Source organism: Fulvimonas soli (genome assembly GCF_003148905.1).
GTDB classification, from domain to species: Bacteria; Pseudomonadota; Gammaproteobacteria; order Xanthomonadales; family Rhodanobacteraceae; genus Fulvimonas; species Fulvimonas soli.
Genome location: NZ_QGHC01000019.1, coordinates 1 through 16,899 on the forward strand (window position 1 = coordinate 1; position 16,899 = coordinate 16,899).

The following is a 16,899-nucleotide window of genomic DNA, read 5'->3' on the forward strand; positions in this document are numbered from 1 at the left end:
GACTGCTTGATGAACCCGATGATCTGCTCGGTGGTGAAGCGACTCTTCTTCATGTCCGTCCTCGTGGTTGACGGACTTTACAGCTTCACTTGGTACGGCTCAGTGGGGGCAGGTCAGTAGATCACCTGGCCGCGTCTGAAGCGCGATCGCGTCCGTCCGGTGCAGGCCGGGCAGCGAAAGCCATGGGGCCAGCGCCACTTGTACAAAGCGCGGTAGCACTTGGCTTCGGTGCCGTAGCGGTGGATGAATTCGCTCATCGAGCGACCGGCTTGGAACTGCACGTGGTTGATGCCCATGGTGTCGCCCCGGTGGATTCAAGGGCACCATGCTGGGCCGCGTGCGGCGCAGATCCTGCGACTCGCAGCTGAAGGTCGGGGCTAATCAGGTTAAAGTAAGCGATTTCACCCATGACAGGACCAACCGGGTCGACACTTAAAAATCCACCAACCTCGGGATCGTAGTATCGAGCCTGCATATATATTAGGCCAGTATCCGGATCATTTATATGGCCAGCATAGCCAGGTCTCGCTGTAGAGACCCCAGATACTTCGCGCCCATATGGTGCATAATCATATCTGGAAATAATATTTCCATTCTTATCTTATCGGCCACTACCAGTACCGCTCCCTGAGGAGGGTAGCAATAATGTACCTCCTTGACCTGAATCGAGCTGATTAAAAAGAACGCACCTTCCATTATCTTCGATATAATATATTTTTACCATATATCCCCACAGCCCATGTCAAAACACAACGCCACAACTATTCGATGATCTATCAGGCGTCCACTCTTTGGGAAAAGCTGATATGAAATTGTGATGGGAAGCTGGACGATTATTGATATGATATAATCGTTATACCCCTCCGGACAAGGAGTTTAAAGATATGGCACGATTAATCAGGACAATGCTGCTGATCAGCACATTCTTGTTGGCTCGCTCGGTGGGAGCCAAAGAAGTACATTATTACTACACTGACCCTCAGGGAACAGTGCTGGCCAAGACTGACGCCAATGGCAATATCATAGCCAGGTATGACTACTCGCCCTATGGGCGAGCGACGTTGGGAGAGTCTCCATCCGGACCCGGCTTTACCGGGCATGTAAATGACAAGGATACGGGGCTCGTATATATGCAGGCCCGTTATTACGACCCGGATGCGGGACGTTTTTTAAGTATCGACCCTATGGCAATCCAAGAAAATGGAATTTATGATCAAAACCGCTACTTATATGCCAAAGGAAATCCTGTTCGATATGTAGATCCGGACGGCAAAAAGTACGCTGAATTATGGGCCAAGCAAGGAGCTGTGGTTGGTGCAGTGAGCACGGCCGGGGCTTCGGTTGCGGTCGACGCGGTAACGGGTGGAGTAAATGTGCTAGCTACACCTGCAGAAATTGCGGGAGGCAGCGTTGCCGGGGGCATTGTCGGGTACAAACTGGGCCAGCTTGCCGATCACATTATGGGGACTGAAGAACACTCAGATGCTACCAAAAGTAATGGAGCCGAGACAGGTGCCGGCATCAATGAAGAAGTTGTAAATGGGAAGTCAACCAAGACTCCAAATGAAGGCGTCCCTGGGAGCGTGCACGTCAATCCGGGGAGCGGTCAGAGACGCTTATACGGTGAGGATGGAAAGCCGTTGAAGGATATCGATGTGGATCACGATCATGGCCAAGGGAAGCCCCATGTGCATGACTGGGGGCGTGACGAAAACGGTATGCCGACGCGAGGGCCTGGTCGGCCTTACGATCCCGCTAAAGATGGCTTTTGAGGAGTGCGAGGCATGCTATCGCGTAATTACCACGATTGCGTATTGATTTCAATTCGATTGGATGCGGGTTCGGGCAGTGTTGATCTGACATTTAAAAGCGAGCCTGGTGAAAGGATGGAAATCATCCTGCGTGGCTGCAGCCTATTCAAATCCAGCGATCTTGTTTTGCAGAACGTGGTGTCGAGAATCATTACTTATACGGGGCACGATGTGATTGAAAGAGATGTTGCGGATAAGCTTGAGTGGGTTTCCAGCTTATCGGATGCGTCAAGTTTTTTGAATGCTGAAAGAATGGGGGCGATTGTCTCGTCTATAAAGAATGGGTGTGAGACCTTGATATATGTCGAGCCTAGCTGGGGAGCACAGATTGTTGCCTTGTGCAAGGAGATTGTCGAGCGTTGACGGCAGTGGATTCAGGTATAAATAAATTATTTATATTGTGCCTATGTCTACTTGAAGCTGCCCGGTTCCAACCGGCTGTGCCGCATGCCGTAGCCGAAGTAGACCACCAGGCCGATCGCCATCCACACCACGAAGCGCTCGATGGTGATCCAAGGCAGGCCGCCGAGCATGACCAGGCGGCCGTCCTGCCACCACGGCCAGCCGACGATCAGGAACAGCGAGAACAGCATGCCGGCCGGCGCCACCAGCCACAGCGCCGGGGTGCGGAAGCTGCGCCGCAGCTGCGGCTTGCGCACGCGCAGCACCAGCACCGAGCCGCAGATGATGATGAAGGCCGCCAGCGTGCCGATGTTGACCAGCTCGGCCACCTCGCCAATCGGCAGGAAGCCGGCCACCAGCGCGGTGAACGCGCCGAGGATCAGCGTCGGCCGCGCCGGCGTGCCGTACCTCGGGTGCACCTGCGCGAACCACTCCGGCAGCAGGCCGTCGCGCGCCAGCGCGAACCAGATGCGCGCCGCCCCCAGCATGAAGGCGAACAGCACGCTGGTGATGCCGGCGATCGCCGCGACCGAGATGATCGCGCGCACCCAGTCCAGCCCCAGCGCCTTGAACGCCGCGTCCACCGGCGCCGGCGAGTCGAGCTGCGGGTACGGCACCATGCCGGTGAGCACCAGCGACACCGCCAGGTACAGCGCCATCGACACCGCCAGCGAGAGCAGCACCGCACGCGGCAGGTCGCGCTGCGGATGGCGCGCCTCCTCCGCCGCGGTGGTCAGCGTGTCGTAGCCGAACACTGCGAAGAACACGATGCTGGAGGCCGCCAGCACGCCGCCCCAGCCGAAGTGGCTGCCGCCGGCGCCAGCGACCGCGGGCGGGATGAAGGGATGCCAGTTGGCCGGGTTCACGTAGAACGCGCCCACGCCGACCACCAGCGCCACGCCGATCACCTTGACGACCACGATCAGCGTGTTGAAGCGCGCGCCCCACTCGGTCTTCACCGTGAGCAGCAGCGCGATCAGCAGCGCGATGCCGGCGGCGATCACGTTGAACACCTTGCCGCTCTCCGGGTGCGCCGGGTCGTAGGCGCCCTGCGCCCACGCCGGCAGCTGCACGCCGAACAGCTGTTCGAGCAGCGCCTGCACGTAGCCGGACCAGCCGATCGCCACCACGCCCACGATCAGCGCGTACTCGATCAGCAGGTCCCAGCCGATGATCCAGGCGAACAGCTCGCCCAGCACCGCGTAGCCGTAGGTGTAGGCGCTGCCGGTGACCGGGATCATGCCGGAGAACTCGGCGTAGGCCAGCGCCGCGCAGGCGCTGCCCAGGCCGGCGACGATGAAGGAGAGGATCACCGCCGGGCCGGCGTTCATCGCCGCCTGCTGGCCGGCCAGCACGAACACGCCTACGCCGATGATCGCGCCGATGCCGATCGCGGTGAGCTGCCACAGCCCCAGCACGCGGCGGAAGTCGTGCCGCGCGCCGGCCTCGGCCTGCAACTGCTCCACCGGCTTGTGCCGCACCAGCCTGCCCCAGAATCCCATCGCCATGCCCCTCGGCCCAAAGAGCGCCGATCATAGCGAATGCCGCCGCCGCCCCCTTGCTGCGCTGCGCCTATACAGCGGCGCGCATCGCGGCCGAACATACGGCCAGGTATCCAAGGGGGCCGCACGTGCGGGGTTGGATGCTTCGGACCACGACCGGGGAACACAAGCACATGCGACGCAACACCCTTGCCGCGGGCATCGCCTGCGCGCTGCTGGCCTGCCTGGCGCCCTGCGGCGCGCCGGCCCAGGACGCCGCCGCCGACCAGGCCGCGCCCAAGCCGCCGGCGACCCAGCTCGGCCAGATCACCGTGACCGCGCAGAGCCGCACGCAGGAAATGCAGGACGTGCCGATCGCGATGGACATCCTCACCACGCAGCAGGTGGAGCGCGTGGCCGCGACCGACCTCTCGCGCATGAACCTGTTCGTGCCCAGCCTGGTGGTGGACGCCGACGACGCCACCCAGCCCACCTACCGCCTGCGCGGCATCGAGACCAGCGACTTCGGCATCGGCACCGACTCGGCGGTGGGCGTGTACATCGACGGCGTGTACCAGACCCGCGCCGGCGGCGCGCTGCTGGCGTTCAACGACATCGCCCGCGTCGAGGTGCTCAAGGGGCCGCAGGGCACGCTGTTCGGCCGCAACACCGCAGCCGGCGCGATCTCCATCGTCACCAACGAGCCCGGCGACAAGCTGGAGGGCAAGGCGCGCGTGCGCTTCGGCAGCTACGGCAGGCGCTACGGCGACGCGCTGCTCAACCTGCCGATGGGCAAGGACATGGCGCTGCGCGTGAGCGTGCTGGACAACCAGAGCGACGGCTGGATCAAGGACGCCGCCAACGGCCGCCACTACGGCAAGGACGACGAGTACGGCGCGCGCGCGGTGTGGCGCTGGGACGTCACGCCGGACACCCGCGTGCTGCTGGCCTGGAACTACGACCGGGTGAACCAGCCCTCGCGCCTGGACGTGGGGCTGATCCCGCTGTCCTCCACCGACCTGTACCAGCGCCCGCCCTTCCCGGCCGAGCCGGCCCACTTCTACGACCCGCGCCACGCGCCGTTCTTCAACGACGCCGGCGACGGCCGCGAGCGGCGGCGCTACCAGTCCGGCACGCTGACCGTCGACCACGCCTTCGACTGGGGCAGCCTCGCCTCGATCACCGCCTGGACCGGCTACGACATGTCGCACATCGAGGACGGCGACGGCACCGACCACGTCACCTCGCACCTGGACACCGGCGTGATCGGCCGCGGCCACACCTGGTACCAGGAGTTCAAGCTGAGCGGCAACAACGACCTGGCGGACTGGGTGGCCGGCGCCAGCCTGTACACCGAGCACGCCGCCCAGACCAGCCTGGCGCGGGTGAACACCGACACCTACGACACGCTGGTGCTCAACACCGGCGCCGCGCAGGGGCTCACCCCGGACGGCACGCTGTTCGGCTACTTCGACTCGCTGCTGCAGTCCTTCGGCCTGCCCTACCGACTGCTCGGCGACCCGTGGACCGAGACCGTCTCCAACAAGGGCCGCTTCAACGCCTACGCCGCCTACGGCGACGTGATCTGGCACCTCAGCGACCGCCTCAACCTCACCACCGGCCTGCGCTACACCATCGACAAGAAGTACTTCGACTGGTACACGCCCACGCGCTACGCGCCGGAGCTGGACGCCACGCTCGACCGGATGCAGGCGGCCGGGCTGTTCGACCTGGTGCCGATCCTCACCGGCGGCCAGCTCGGCGGCGAGCAGCTGCGCGCGATCCTCACCCAGAACCAGATCTTCCCCACCGCGGTGGGCCAGACCATCGCGCGCAGCAACCGCTGGACCGACCTCAGCCCGCGCGTGGTGCTGGACTACAAGTTCACCCCGGACGTGATGGGCTACGCCTCGCTGGCCAAGGGCTACAAGGCCGGCGGCTACAACGGCGTGGCGCCCAACTCGCAGTTCGCGCCGGAGAAGGTGTGGAACCTGGAGACCGGCGTGAAGAGCGTGTTCCCCGAGCACGACCTGCTGCTCAACGCCTCGCTCTACTACTACCGCTACGACGACCGCCAGACCCTGCAGCTGACGCCCACCAGCGGCGGCCTCAACGTGCCGCAGTACCGCGTGAGCAACACCAACCAGGAGGCCAAGGGCTTCGAGCTGGAGGCGCAATGGCTGCCGCTCGAGAACCTGCAGCTGGACTTCAACGGCACCTACATCGACTCCAGGTACCGCGACGCGGTGGCCTCCTCCGGCATCGACGTCTCCGGCCAGCCGGTGGACGAGCCCAGGGTCTCCTTCTCGCTGGCCGCCGCCTACACCTGGCACGGCGTCGCCAACGGCGACCTCACGCTGAGCGGCCAGTACGGCTACCGCGGGCACAAGCGCTGCAACGACGACTCCACCTACGAGGGCCACTGCGCCCTGCCCGGCGCGCCGTTCGACCTCACCGAGGCGCAGCAGCGCACCGACCTGCGGCTGGGCTGGGACGCCCGGGGCGGCCGCTGGGGCGCGGCACTGTTCGTCAACAACCTGTTCGACCAGCGCTACGTCACCGACCTGGGTACCGTCTCGCAGTCGGTGCTGGGCACGCCCTACGCCTACGTCACGCCGCCGCGGATGTGGGGCATGGAGCTGCACGCGAAGTTCTGAGGGCGGCGCGCTCGCACGGTCCGGTCGTCGCCCGCAGCGGCGGCCCGCGGAGGCGGCGGCGGGGCTCCCGCCCTGCCGCCGCCGGTTGCGGTCAGATGCCCTTGACGATCGGGCTGGTGGTCAGGTCGCCGCTGTTCACCGTACAGACGCCGAGCGAGCCGCTCAGGTTGACGTGGGTCGAGGTGGGGACGCTGTCGTCGCCGACCACCTTGATGGTCGCGGTGCCCGAGCAGGTGAAGATGCCCGCGGCCACCACGCTGACGCCGGAGACGGTGGCGGTCCAGGTCGGCGTGCTGCCGGACACCGCGGTCGGCGCGCTGATCGCCCACGGCAGGTTGTTGGCGTGGATCGCGTTGCACACGCTGCTGCCGGTGAAGCTGGCGGCGGTCACCTTGGCCACGCCCGATACCGATTCCACGGTGAAGGTCGACGTGCACGGATAGGCGATGCCGAGGAAGCTGACGCTGGTCGGCCCCGGCCCGATGATGCTGGTGCCGGTGGTGCTGCCGCCCACCGACCACTGAGTCGCGAAGGCCGCCGGCGCGCCGAGCGTGCCCGCCATGACCAGCGAGCCGAGCAGCAGGGATTTGATCGCGTTCATGAGTTTCTCTCCATTTTGTTTGACCATCGACAGGGGAGCGCGGCAGACCCGGGGTAGGTACCTGCCGTCGCCGCATGTGGCGTCGATCCCGCTACGTCCGCGGGGAGGCCGCCGTTCCCCGGCGCGTCCGCCGCCTGCGGCGGCGCCCGTCCGGGAAAAGGGTAAAAAGGCAGCGCAGCGCATCGGTACGGCTCAGTAGAAGCCCTTGCGCAGGGACAATCCGATGATGCGGGGGTCCAGCGTGAACACGTTGGTGGTCAGCCCGCTGTCGGAGCTGTTGAGGAAGGTGCCGGTGATCGGCGACTTGTTGAACACGTTCTTGACGTACAGCTGCACCGTCAGGTCGTTCCCCGGGTGCTCGTAGGTGAACGAAAGGTTGGTGTTGCTCCAGCCGCGCATGCGGTCGATCGGGTCGTTGTAGACGCGCGCCCAGCTCGATCCCTGGTGGTAGTAGTCGCCGCGCACGACCAGGTCCGAATCGCCGAACGGAAAGGTGTACTGCAGGCCCAGGTTGTAGGTGACGTGCGGCGCGTTGGGCAGCTCGTTGCCGCCCACGTCGGAGGCGATGCCGGCGCCGCCGTTGGGCGCGGTGCGCGGGTCGTAGACCACGCCGGTCAGCTGCGAGTAGAGCGAGCCCGGCAGGTAGCCGCCCTGCACCAGCGGCGAGGTGGACGAGCAAAGCGCCGCGAGGTACAGGTAGGCCGAGTTGGACGCGCTGCTTATCTGGCTGATCAGCTGCGCCACGTCCTGGACCGGCGCGATGCAGGCCTGCGCGGCCTGCACGAACGGCTTGACCACCACCCAGTCGGGGTTGCCGGCGGTCAGGTTCATCTGGTCGATCGAATACTGCTGGTGGCCGATGCGCGTGCGCAGCAGGCCGAGCGTGGCGTCGGCGCGGAAGCTGCGGCTGGGCTGCCAGGCCGCCTGCACCTCTGCGCCCCAGGTCTTGGCGTCGAAGTTCTCGTTGACCGTGCCGCGGTTGACGATCTGCGAGACCTGGTAGTCGCGGTAGTCGTAGTAGAAGACATCCGCGTCCAGGCTCAGCTTGCCGCCGGCGAGGATGTTCTTGGTGCCCAGCTCGAAGGCGTTGACGAACTCGGGCTTGAAGGTGGCCGCGTTGGGCGTATAGCTGAGCAGCGTCGGGTCCACGCCGATGCCCGGCGAGTTGGTGCCGCCGGCGACGTAGCCGCGCGAGTAGGAGCCGTACAGCAGGGTGCTGTCGGTGAACGGCAGCTGCGGCGTCCAGTCCAGCACCACCCGGCCGGTCGGCTCGCTCCAGTGCTGGCCGATGTCCTGCCCGGCGGGATAGCCGTAGTTCACGTAGCCGGCGCCGGTGCCGCCCAGGCCGCTGGGGCCCAGCAGCAGCTGGCTGGGCACCGGCGTGGTGGTCTTGCGGTCGCGCGTGAAGCGCAGGCCCACGGTGAGCTTCAGGTCGTCGGCCAGCCGCCAGTAGGTGTCGCCGAACACCGCGGTCGACCAGGTGCGGGCGAGGTTGTCGCTGCGGAAGTAGTTGTGGCCCTGGCCGTTGATCCGGTCCAGCGGGTTGGGGTCGATGTAGATGCAGCCGTCCGTCGAGCCCGGCGCGCACGGCTGCGGCGGCTGGCCGGCGAAGCCGGTGCCGAGGTTGTACTGCTCCTCGGCGATCGCGGTGAACACGTTGTTGAAGACGTAGTAGTTCTCGTCGATCTTGAACTTCAGGAAGTTCACGCCGAGGTTGAAGTTGAACGGCCCGTCGAAATCGGACTGCAGGCGGAACTCCTGCGACCACTGCCGGCTGTAGGACTGGGTGCGGTCCACCGCCAGCATCTGCCGCGACGCGCCCAGCTGCGGGTCGACGAACACCCCGCCGGGCGTGAGGCCCGGATAGGTGTCCGGCGAAAGCGGCTCGCCCAGGAAGTCCACCAGCCCGAGCGAGTCGTTGAATATCGGGCCGGAGGGAAAGCGGCCGTAGTCCTGCTCGGAGAAATACGAGTCGCGGGTGAACAGGCTCTGCGAGACGAACTTGAGCTGCGGGTCCAGCTCGGCCTGCAGGTTGAACTGCACCACGTCGTTCTTGGCGTGGAAGATCGGGTCGAAGGTGGTGGCGATGGTGCGCAGATCGGTGGATTGGGTCACGCCCGCGTAGGGATTGCCGTTGAGCAGCGGCACCACGCCGCTGAAGTCGGGCTTGAGTCCCAGCAGGGTGATCGCGCTGCCGGTGAGCACCTGCGGCAGGCTGAGGCCGTTGGGCACGCCGAAGGCGTCCTTGCCGTACAGAGAGCCTTCCATGCAGCCCTGGCTCAGCGTGGACTGGTCGATCGGATTGACGATCGCGACGCCGCCGATCTCGGCGGGCCCCGGGTCGGCGTGGCAGAGCTGCTTGCCGGTGCGGGCGCGGTCGTCGTGCTCGTCGAAGTGTTCCCACACCAGGCTGGTCTGCACGCTGTCGCTCGGCTTCCACGCCAGGCTGGCGCGGCCGCTCCACAGGTTGCGCCCGTCCACGTCGTGGCCGGTCACGGTGTTGTGGTCGTAGCCGTCGCGGTCGGTCCAGGCGCCGGCCAGGCGGAAGGCCAGCGTGTCCGACAGCGGCACGTTGAGCATGCCGCTGAAGCGCCGCCCGTCGTAGTTGCCCACCTCGGCTTTCACCCAGGACTCGAAGCCGTCGAAGCTGGGCAGGTTCGGGATCATGTTGACCACGCCGGCGGTCGCGTTGCGCCCGTACAGCGTGCCCTGCGGGCCGCGCAGCACCTCGACGTTGTCCACGTCGAAGTACTCCTGCTCGAACAGCCGGTTGCGGATCAGCGGCGTGTCGTTGAAGCTCACCGCCACGGCGGGGTCGGTGGTGACCGACAGCGCCTGCGTGCCGATACCGCGGATCTGGAAGTTGTAGCTGGCGAAGTTGGTCTTGGTGAAGCTGACGTTGGGCGTGCTCTTGACCAGGTCGCCGCCGGTCTCGATCTTGCGGTCGTCCAGGTCCTGTCCGGTGAAGGCCGAGATCGCGATCGGCACTTTCTCGATGTGCTCGGTCTTCTTCTCGGCGGTGACGGTCACCGCCTGCAGGCGCACCGCGTCGGCCGCCGCGGCGCCCGTCGCGCCCGTCGCCGGCAGGCGGCCGGCCGGTCGCGCGGGCCGCTTGACCACCACGGTATGCCCGTCGGTGAACTGGTAGATCAGGCCGCTGCCCTTGAGCAGCCCGTCGAGCGCCGCGCGCGCCGGCAGCTGGGCGTCCAGCCCCGCGGAGGAGCGGCCGGCCAGCAGGGCCGGATCGAACAGCACCTGGATGCCGCTCTGCGCGCTGAACTGGTGCAGCGCCTGGTCGAGCGAGCCCGGCGCGATGTGGAAGACGGTCGCCGCGGCCGCCGTGCCGCCCGTCTGCGCCAGCGCCGCGGGGGCGCCGGCCACCACCGCGCCGAGCGCCGCCGCCAGCAGCGTGCGGCGCAATCCTGCGCTTCCCCGGAATCCGCTGCGGGTCCTTGACATCGGCATGCATCGTCCCCCTTCGTCGCCTGTGCAGTCATTGCGTCAGGCAACTAGAACGTTGCGCGCGGCCGGTACCCCTAGAAACTTTTTTCGCGGAGCAGCGCGCGGCGCGCGCCGGGCCCGCCGCCCTTCAGCGCCGCGAGAGGCGGATCACGTCGCCGGCCCCGCGCCGGGCGCGGATCGGGAACGCGCTTTCCAGCGCATGCACCAGCGAGTCGGTCTCGCCGGCATGGAAGTCTCCGCTGATCGGCAGCTGCGCCAGCGAGGGATCCTCGACCACCAGCCGGCCCCTGCCGTAGCGGTTGGCCTGGGCCACGGCCTCTTCCAGCGGCGTCTGGCGGAACACCAGCATGCCCTGGGTCCAGCCGGTGGCGACCGACGGGTCGATGCTGCGGCGGCGCCACAGGCCCTCGCCCACGGCGAGCTGCTCGCCGTGGGCGAGCGTGGCCGTCTTGCCGTCGCGGGTCACGTTGACGATGCCTTCGGCCACCGTGATGTCGGTGCGCGCGCCGTCCAGCTCCACGTCGAAGCGCGTGCCGATGTCGCGGATCACGTTGCCCGCGGCGTGCACGACGAACGGCCGCGCCGCCTCGTGGACCACGTCGAACACCGCCTCGCCGCGGCGCAGGTACACGGTGCGCGCCTGCGCGCCCATGCTCGCCTCCAGCACCGTGTCCGCATTCAGGGTGAGGCGCGAGCCGTCGGCCAGCACCAGCGCGCGCACCTCGCCGGCCGCCGTGGCGTAGCGCGCGACGGCCGGCGGCGGCGCCTGCGTGCGCCAGGCGAGATAGCCGCCCGCGGCCAGCGCCAGCATCGCCGCGGCGGCGGCCAGCCCGAGCAGCGGACGGCGCAGGCGCGGCGCGCGCGGCCGGTCCGCCGCGGCCCGCGCCTGGCGGCGCCAGGCGGCGACCTCCGCGTCGGCCGCCAGCGGCAGCATGCCCGCCCACAGCCGCCGGGTCTCGTCGTAGGCCTCGGCGTGGCGGGGATCGGACGCGCGCCAGTCCTCGAACGCGCGGCGGTCCGCCGCGGCGCAGTCGTCCGCGCGCAGGCGGGCGAACCAGCGTTCGGCCTGCTCGATGATCGCGGTGTCGGTTGCGCGGTCCATGGCTACTTGAACGTTCTGCCGCGATATTCCCCTAGTGCGCGGCGGCAGACCGCCAGGGCGTGGGCGATCTGGTTCTCCACCGTGCGCTCGGAAATGCCCAGCCGCCGTCCGATGTCACGATAGCTCATGCCCTCGAAGCGGTGCAGCAGGAACACCTCGCGGCAGCGCGGCGGCAGCCGGCGGATCGCCTCCCTCACGCAGTCCAGGTTCTGCCGGTCGGCCAGCAGCCGGTCCGGCTGCGCCTCGGGCGAGGCCATCTCCGCGTGCTCCATGCCGCAGTGGCGGTCCGCCTGCTTGGCGCGCGCCTGCCGGCGATGGTCGGACACCACGCTGGCGGCGATCCGGAAGAGCAGCGCGCGCACCTCGCCCTGCTCGCTGTGCTGGCGGTAGCGCAGCATGCGCAGGAAGGTCTCCTGCACCGCATCCTCGCTGGCGTCGGCGTCGCCGAGCTGGCGGCCCATGAAGCGGCGCAGTCCCGGCTCCAGCTCGCGCAGCAGCGCGGCGAAGCCATCCCGGCTGCCGGGAACGGCGGCCTCGGAACCTTGCCGGATACGCAATGGACTGAACGACATGGCGAATGGGGAACCCGTGGACGAAAAGCCGCGAGGCGGCACGCGGCAGCCGCGCGCCCCTCCGAGCCTGCCGTTTTAGTCCCGATCCGGCCGCGCGTACATTTGCAGCGCACCAAAGCGCCGCGCGTCAGCCGCGGGCCCCGCCGCGCCGGCGGCGGGCCTCAGCCGGCCACCTGCCCCGCGCCGACCGGCGCCGCCGGCCGCCAGGCCAGCCACAGCAGCGCCAGCGCGCTGGCGCCGAACACCGCGGGGATCGCCACCGCATAGGCGGGCGCCAGGTGCGCCACGGCGAACCAGCGCCCGGCCAGCGCCGGTACCAGCGCGGTGCCGAGCACGCGCAGCGCCTCCACCCAGGCGGCCCAGCGCCGCCCCTCCATCAGCGCGCCCAGCACCCACAGGGCGGCCACCAGGTAGGCGCCGTAGGCCAGCGCCGTGGCCAGCGGCGCGCCCGTCGCCACGCCGAGGAAGTGCACGCTCATCGCCAGCAGCAGCACGAACTGCCCCAGGCAATAGACGGACAGCGCGCGCGGGATCGGCGGGTCGTAGATGGCCCGGCCGATGTCGAACTCCGGCTTGGGGAAGCGCGCGGCCACGTCGGCCGGCCGCCAGCCGGGCGGCTTGATCCACACCAGCAGCTTGTCGCGCCAGCGCCGCGCGTGCCACATGTCCTTGGCGGTGGCCCAGTACACCTCGAGGTTCGCCCACAGCGGGTTCCAGCTGCGCAGCGGCGAGCGCGTGCCGTACACCGGCGGGTCCGCGTCGTCCTCCTCCACGAAGGTGCCGAACAGGCGGTCCCACACGATCAGGATGCCGCCGTAGTTCCTGTCCAGGTAGCGGTCGTTCACCGCGTGGTGCGCGCGGTGGTTGGACGGCGAGCAGAACACGCGGTCGAACCAGCCCAGCCGCCCGACCACCTCGGTGTGCACCCAGAACTGGTACAGCAGGTCGATCAGCGCCACCACCGCGAACACCTCCACCGGCACGCCCAGCAGCGCCAGCGGCAGGTAGAACAGCCAGCCCAGCAGCGCGCCGCTGGAGGTCTGCCGCAGCGCGGTGGTGAGGTTGTAGCGCTCGCTCTGGTGGTGCACCACGTGCGCGGCCCACAGCACGTTCACCTCGTGGCCGGCGCGGTGCAGCCAGTAGTAGCAGAAGTCGTAGGCGAGCAGCGCGAACAGCCACACCCACACGCTGTCCGCCGGCAGCCGCAGCAGCGCGAGGTGCCGGGCGCACCAGGCGTAGATGCCGATGGTCAGCAGCTTGCCGAACACGCCGGCGATCTGCGACATCACGCCGAGCCCGAGGCTGTTGATCGCGTCGTTGAGCCGGTAGGCCGGGCGCCTCTGCCAGCGCGCCACCAGCAGCTCCAGCGCGATCAGCGCGAAGAAGGCCGGCGTGGCCCAGGTGATGACCAGTTCCTGCACGTTCATGCGTCGCCCGTCCGCGCGGACCGCGCCACCGAGCGGGCGATCGCCCACAGCGCGGGATAGTAGGTGCCGAGGATCCACAGCGGCGCCAGCGGCAGCGGCGCGCGGAAGCGGTCCCAGGCCAGCAGGCTGTCGCTGGCCATGAACAGCAGGCCGCCCAGCGCGGCCCAGCGCGCCGGCGCCGCCAGCGCGTCGCGCTGCGCGGCGTGCCAGGCGGCGCGGCCCAGCGCCTGCCCCGCCATGGTGGCCAGCACCGCGGCGTAGACGATCACCGGCAGCCGCAGCGCGGGCGCGAGCCCCGGCCACAGCAGCGCGACCAGCGCCGCCGCGGCGGCGAGGCAGCCCAGCAGCGCGGCCGGCCGCGCCGCGAGGCGGCTGTCGTCCAGCCAGGCGGCGAGGAAGCACAGGTGACCGAGCAGGAACGCCACCAGCCCCGGCACGAAGAAGTCGCCCGGCAGCATCAGCAGCACGTCGCCGGCCAGCGCGCAGAGCAGCCCCGCGCACACGCGCCGGCGGTAGCGCCAGGACAGCGGCCAGCCGGTGCGCCAGGCCAGGCCGAGCAGCAGCAGCGTCGCCAGCGGCTTGCCGATCCAGTGCAGCACGCGCCAGCCGTCGGCCGCCGCCGGCGCGGCGAGGACCGCCCCGGCGATCGCGGCGCCGGCCGCCAGCGCCGCCGCGAAAGCGAAGGCGGGCCGCGGCGTCGGCAGGGAGAGGGGCTGGGGCACGCTGGCCATGGTCGATCCGTGCGCTGACGTATGTGCCGCCGATCATAGGCCGCGCGGCGGCGCGCTTCCATGCTGCAACGCCGCGGTCGTGCGGGCGGGAAAAACCGCGCCCAACCGTGCAGGACCGCGCGGGGCTGCCCTCCTCCGCTCCATGCACTTTCAACGGGACCGTTCCGTGCGCTTGTGACGCAAGGCGGCCATGCTGGCGCCAAGCTTCGCCCGTCCTCCCGCAATCAGAACCTCGCGTTGACGCTGAAGAACACCTGCCGCGGCGCGCCGGCCATCAGGGTCTGGTTCCAGCCCTGCGGGTCGGAGGCGACGTAGCCGTTGGTGCCGGTGGTGGCGAAGTAGCGCTTGTCGAGCAGGTTGGTGACGTTGAGCGCCAGGCTGAGGTCCTTCAGCGCCGACCACGCGCCCGCGTCGTAGCTGGCGCCGGCGTCGAACAGCCAGTAGCCGGGCACTTTGGAGTCGTTGAGGTAGGTGATGTAGCGGCGGCCGGTGTACTTGCCGTCGAGGCCCACGCGCCACGCGCCGGCGGCGTAGCTCAGGTCGCTGGTGAACATCCAGGCGGGGATGCCCACCACGTACTTGCCCTTGGTCGCCACCACGCCGCCGTTCAAATAGTCGTCCTGGTACTTGGCGCTGTCGTAGGACAGCGTGTTGAGCCAGCGCAGGCCGTCCGCCGGCTTCCAGATCAGCGCCAGGTCCACGCCGGCGCTCTTCACCGAGCCCACGTTGCTGAGGATGTTCGAGCAGGTCAGCACCGCCGCGCACGGCGTCACCGCCAGCAGGCGGTTGCTGAAGCGCGTGTAGTAGGCGTCGGCCGAGGCCTCGAAGGCCTCGCCGTGCGCGCGGTAGCCGAGCTCGAAGGTCTGCGACTCTTCCGGCTTCAGCTCGCGCCTGCTGGAGTCGAACGCCGGCTGCGACTGGCTGAACGGCAGGAAGCCGTAGGCGTTGAGGTTCTTGCTGTAGTTGGCGTAGAGCTCCTGCGCCTCGTCCAGCCGGTAGTTCGCGCCGAGCTGCGGCAGGAAGCCCTTGCTCGCGCGCACGCGGCCGTCGGCGAACGCGCTGGTGGGCACGCGCGCCTCGGCCTCGTTGGTCACGCCCAGCGCCTTGGCGCCGAAGTTCAGCGTGAGCCGGTCGTCCAGCAGGTGCAGGGTGTCCTCGGCGTAGGCCATCGTGGTGCGGCTGGTGTAGTGCTGCAGGAAGCCGCGCAGGAACGGCGTCTGCCCGTCGTAGAAGTTCCACAGGCCGGTGTACGGGCCGTACAGGTGGAAGTAGTTGCGCTCCTGATTGGTGGTGGCGTCCTCGCTCCAGAAGCCCGCCTCGATGTCGTTGCCGCCCACCGTCCACTGCAGCGAGCCGGTGGCGCCGTGGCGGTCCAGGCCGTAGTCGGTGGTGCGCATCGACAGCGGCACGTCGGCCGACGAGGGCTGGTAGGGCGTGGTCCACTGCCCTTCGCCGCGGTCGCCGTGGTAGTAGCCGCCCAGGTTGAGCGTGGCGCTCCCGCCCAGGTCGAAGCTGCCGCTCAGGCCCGCCAGGCCGTCGCGGCGCAGGCCGCCGCCGGCGTAGTACGCCACGTCGCTCACCGGGTAGCCGGGCGGCAGCGCGGCGAACCGCGCGGGGTAGTCGCCCTTGCCGTCGATCGCGTTGGCGATCTGCACCGCCTCGTCCCAGTCCGGCTGCAGGTAGTCGAAGTCCCAGCCCAGCGCCTTCCGGCCGGCCAGCGACAGGTCCATGTAGTCGTATTCCTTGCGGCGCGAGCCGTCGGCGAACAGGCTGACGCGGCCGCCGTCCCACTGGAACACCGACTTCAGGTTGAGCTGGTCGTAGCGCTGGTTGCCGTAGCCCTTCCACTTGTCGGTCTCGCCGTGCGCGTAGGACACGTAGGCGGACCAGCCGCCGAGGGCGCCGGTGTCCAGCCGCACGTAGGTGCGGCGGGTGGCGTCGGAGCCGATCACCTGGCTGATCCGCGCGCCGGCCTGCTTGTCCGGGTCGGCGGAGAAGAACTGGATGGTGCCGCCCAGGTTGGTGTTGGCGGCGGTGCCCAGCGCGCCGGCGCCCTGCGCCAGCTCCACCGTGGCGATGTTCTCGCTGCTGATCGCGCGGCTGACCTGCAGGCCGGTGGTGGTGCCGTAGCTCATGTTGCCCAGCGGGATGCCGTCCAGCGTGAAGCCCAGGCGGCTCTGGTCGAAGCCGTGCAGGGTGATCTGGGTGGACCACTCGTAGGCGCCCCACGGGTCGGCGGACTGGAAGTTCACGCCGGGCAGCTCGTCGATCACCTTCAGCGCGCTGGTGCCCGGCGCCTGCGCCCGGATGTCCTCGGCGGCCACCTTCTGCACCTGGCGGGTCGCGCCGCTGGCCACCACCGAGACGGCCTCCATGGTCTTGGCCTTGCCGGCGTCGGCGGCCGCGTCGTCGGGCCGCGCGAGCGCGGCGCCGCCGTGGAGGGCGGCGAGGGTGGCGAGGGCGAGCGCGGTCCGGCGGACCGTTGGCGTGCGCGGGGACATGCGGGCTCCTTTGCGCGGCGGCCGCCTCGGGCGCCGCGACGACCGGGAAAGGGGAGGGCCCGCCGGAACCGTTCCGGCGGGTCCGCGCAGCATGGACCGGCTTTGTTTAGCGGCCGTGACATCCGCATGTACGCTTGCGTTTGGACGTCCGA

At 68.5% G+C, this 16,899-nt stretch carries 11 protein-coding genes and 2 pseudogenes; 3 read left to right on the forward strand and 10 right to left on the reverse strand.

Annotated features, from left to right (window positions below; translation table 11 throughout):
- Nucleotides 1-116 precede the first annotated feature (116 nt).
- Together C7456_RS15775 and C7456_RS17605 are read right to left on the reverse strand one after the other, a co-directional pair.
- Nucleotides 117-296: pseudogene (locus C7456_RS15775) on the reverse strand (transposase); the annotation flags it as partial.
- A pseudogene (locus C7456_RS17605) lies at nucleotides 254-589 on the reverse strand (RHS repeat-associated core domain-containing protein); the annotation flags it as partial. The pseudogenes C7456_RS15775 and C7456_RS17605, both read right to left, overlap by 43 nt.
- A gap of 316 nt (nucleotides 590-905) precedes the next feature.
- On the opposite strand from C7456_RS17605, the gene C7456_RS15785 reads away from it, so the two are divergent.
- Both C7456_RS15785 and C7456_RS17010 read left to right on the forward strand, forming a co-directional pair.
- Nucleotides 906-1,772, forward strand: a complete 867-nt coding sequence (locus C7456_RS15785; RefSeq protein WP_170120235.1) for an RHS repeat-associated core domain-containing protein — start codon at nucleotides 906-908, stop codon at nucleotides 1,770-1,772.
- 12 nt (nucleotides 1,773-1,784) lie between these two features.
- Nucleotides 1,785-2,174, forward strand: coding sequence for a hypothetical protein (locus tag C7456_RS17010; protein WP_139942910.1), 390 nt, complete (start codon nucleotides 1,785-1,787; stop codon nucleotides 2,172-2,174).
- A gap of 47 nt (nucleotides 2,175-2,221) precedes the next feature.
- Here the strand turns inward: C7456_RS17010 and C7456_RS15790 are convergent, their stop codons facing one another.
- Nucleotides 2,222-3,715 carry an amino acid permease gene (locus tag C7456_RS15790; RefSeq protein ID WP_109724783.1) on the reverse strand — a complete coding sequence of 498 codons (1,494 nt, stop codon included), beginning with the start codon at nucleotides 3,713-3,715 and terminating at the stop codon, nucleotides 2,222-2,224.
- Nucleotides 3,716-3,888: 173 nt separating this feature from the next.
- Here C7456_RS15790 and C7456_RS15795 point away from each other — a divergent pair, with 173 nt between their 5' ends.
- The gene (locus tag C7456_RS15795) at nucleotides 3,889-6,351 is read left to right on the forward strand and encodes a TonB-dependent receptor (RefSeq protein WP_109724765.1); all 2,463 of its coding nucleotides are present in this window, start codon (nucleotides 3,889-3,891) and stop codon (nucleotides 6,349-6,351) included.
- Between the two features lie 91 nt (nucleotides 6,352-6,442).
- Here the strand turns inward: C7456_RS15795 and C7456_RS15800 are convergent, their stop codons facing one another.
- From C7456_RS15800 to C7456_RS15830, 7 genes are all read right to left on the reverse strand, one after another.
- Nucleotides 6,443-6,952 (reverse strand): hypothetical protein, encoded by a 510-nt coding sequence (locus C7456_RS15800; RefSeq protein WP_109724766.1) that lies wholly within the window; start codon nucleotides 6,950-6,952, stop codon nucleotides 6,443-6,445.
- Between the two features lie 192 nt (nucleotides 6,953-7,144).
- The gene (locus C7456_RS15805; protein WP_170120236.1) at nucleotides 7,145-10,372 is read right to left on the reverse strand and encodes a TonB-dependent receptor; all 3,228 of its coding nucleotides are present in this window, start codon (nucleotides 10,370-10,372) and stop codon (nucleotides 7,145-7,147) included.
- Between the two features lie 169 nt (nucleotides 10,373-10,541).
- Nucleotides 10,542-11,516 (reverse strand): FecR family protein, encoded by a 975-nt coding sequence (locus C7456_RS15810; protein WP_109724768.1) that lies wholly within the window; start codon nucleotides 11,514-11,516, stop codon nucleotides 10,542-10,544.
- 2 nt (nucleotides 11,517-11,518) lie between these two features.
- Nucleotides 11,519-12,088, reverse strand: a complete 570-nt coding sequence (locus C7456_RS15815; RefSeq protein WP_109724769.1) for an RNA polymerase sigma factor — start codon at nucleotides 12,086-12,088, stop codon at nucleotides 11,519-11,521.
- Between the two features lie 161 nt (nucleotides 12,089-12,249).
- The gene (locus tag C7456_RS15820) at nucleotides 12,250-13,515 is read right to left on the reverse strand and encodes a sterol desaturase family protein (RefSeq protein WP_109724784.1); all 1,266 of its coding nucleotides are present in this window, start codon (nucleotides 13,513-13,515) and stop codon (nucleotides 12,250-12,252) included.
- Nucleotides 13,512-14,246: a lysoplasmalogenase gene (locus tag C7456_RS15825; RefSeq protein ID WP_109724770.1), complete on the reverse strand. Its 735-nt coding sequence runs from the start codon at nucleotides 14,244-14,246 to the stop codon at nucleotides 13,512-13,514. The genes C7456_RS15820 and C7456_RS15825 overlap by 4 nt, the downstream gene beginning before the upstream one ends.
- 224 nt (nucleotides 14,247-14,470) lie before the next feature.
- On the reverse strand, nucleotides 14,471-16,840 hold the full coding sequence (locus C7456_RS15830) for a TonB-dependent receptor (protein WP_425454641.1): 2,370 nt from the start codon (nucleotides 16,838-16,840) through the stop codon (nucleotides 14,471-14,473).
- Nucleotides 16,841-16,899: the final 59 nt, after the last annotated feature.

Coding starts and splice junctions, on each gene's coding strand:
- C7456_RS17010 (WP_139942910.1), top strand. CDS start 1,785: ATGCTATCGCGTAATTACCACGATTGCGTATTGATTTCAATTCGATTG.
- C7456_RS15790 (WP_109724783.1), bottom strand. CDS start 3,715: ATGGGATTCTGGGGCAGGCTGGTGCGGCACAAGCCGGTGGAGCAGTTG.
- C7456_RS15815 (WP_109724769.1), bottom strand. CDS start 12,088: ATGTCGTTCAGTCCATTGCGTATCCGGCAAGGTTCCGAGGCCGCCGTT.
- C7456_RS15785 (WP_170120235.1), top strand. CDS start 906: ATGCTGCTGATCAGCACATTCTTGTTGGCTCGCTCGGTGGGAGCCAAA.
- C7456_RS15795 (WP_109724765.1), top strand. CDS start 3,889: ATGCGACGCAACACCCTTGCCGCGGGCATCGCCTGCGCGCTGCTGGCC.
- C7456_RS15800 (WP_109724766.1), bottom strand. CDS start 6,952: ATGAACGCGATCAAATCCCTGCTGCTCGGCTCGCTGGTCATGGCGGGC.
- C7456_RS15825 (WP_109724770.1), bottom strand. CDS start 14,246: ATGGCCAGCGTGCCCCAGCCCCTCTCCCTGCCGACGCCGCGGCCCGCC.
- C7456_RS15820 (WP_109724784.1), bottom strand. CDS start 13,515: ATGAACGTGCAGGAACTGGTCATCACCTGGGCCACGCCGGCCTTCTTC.
- C7456_RS15810 (WP_109724768.1), bottom strand. CDS start 11,516: ATGGACCGCGCAACCGACACCGCGATCATCGAGCAGGCCGAACGCTGG.
- C7456_RS15830 (WP_425454641.1), bottom strand. CDS start 16,840: ATGCTGCGCGGACCCGCCGGAACGGTTCCGGCGGGCCCTCCCCTTTCC.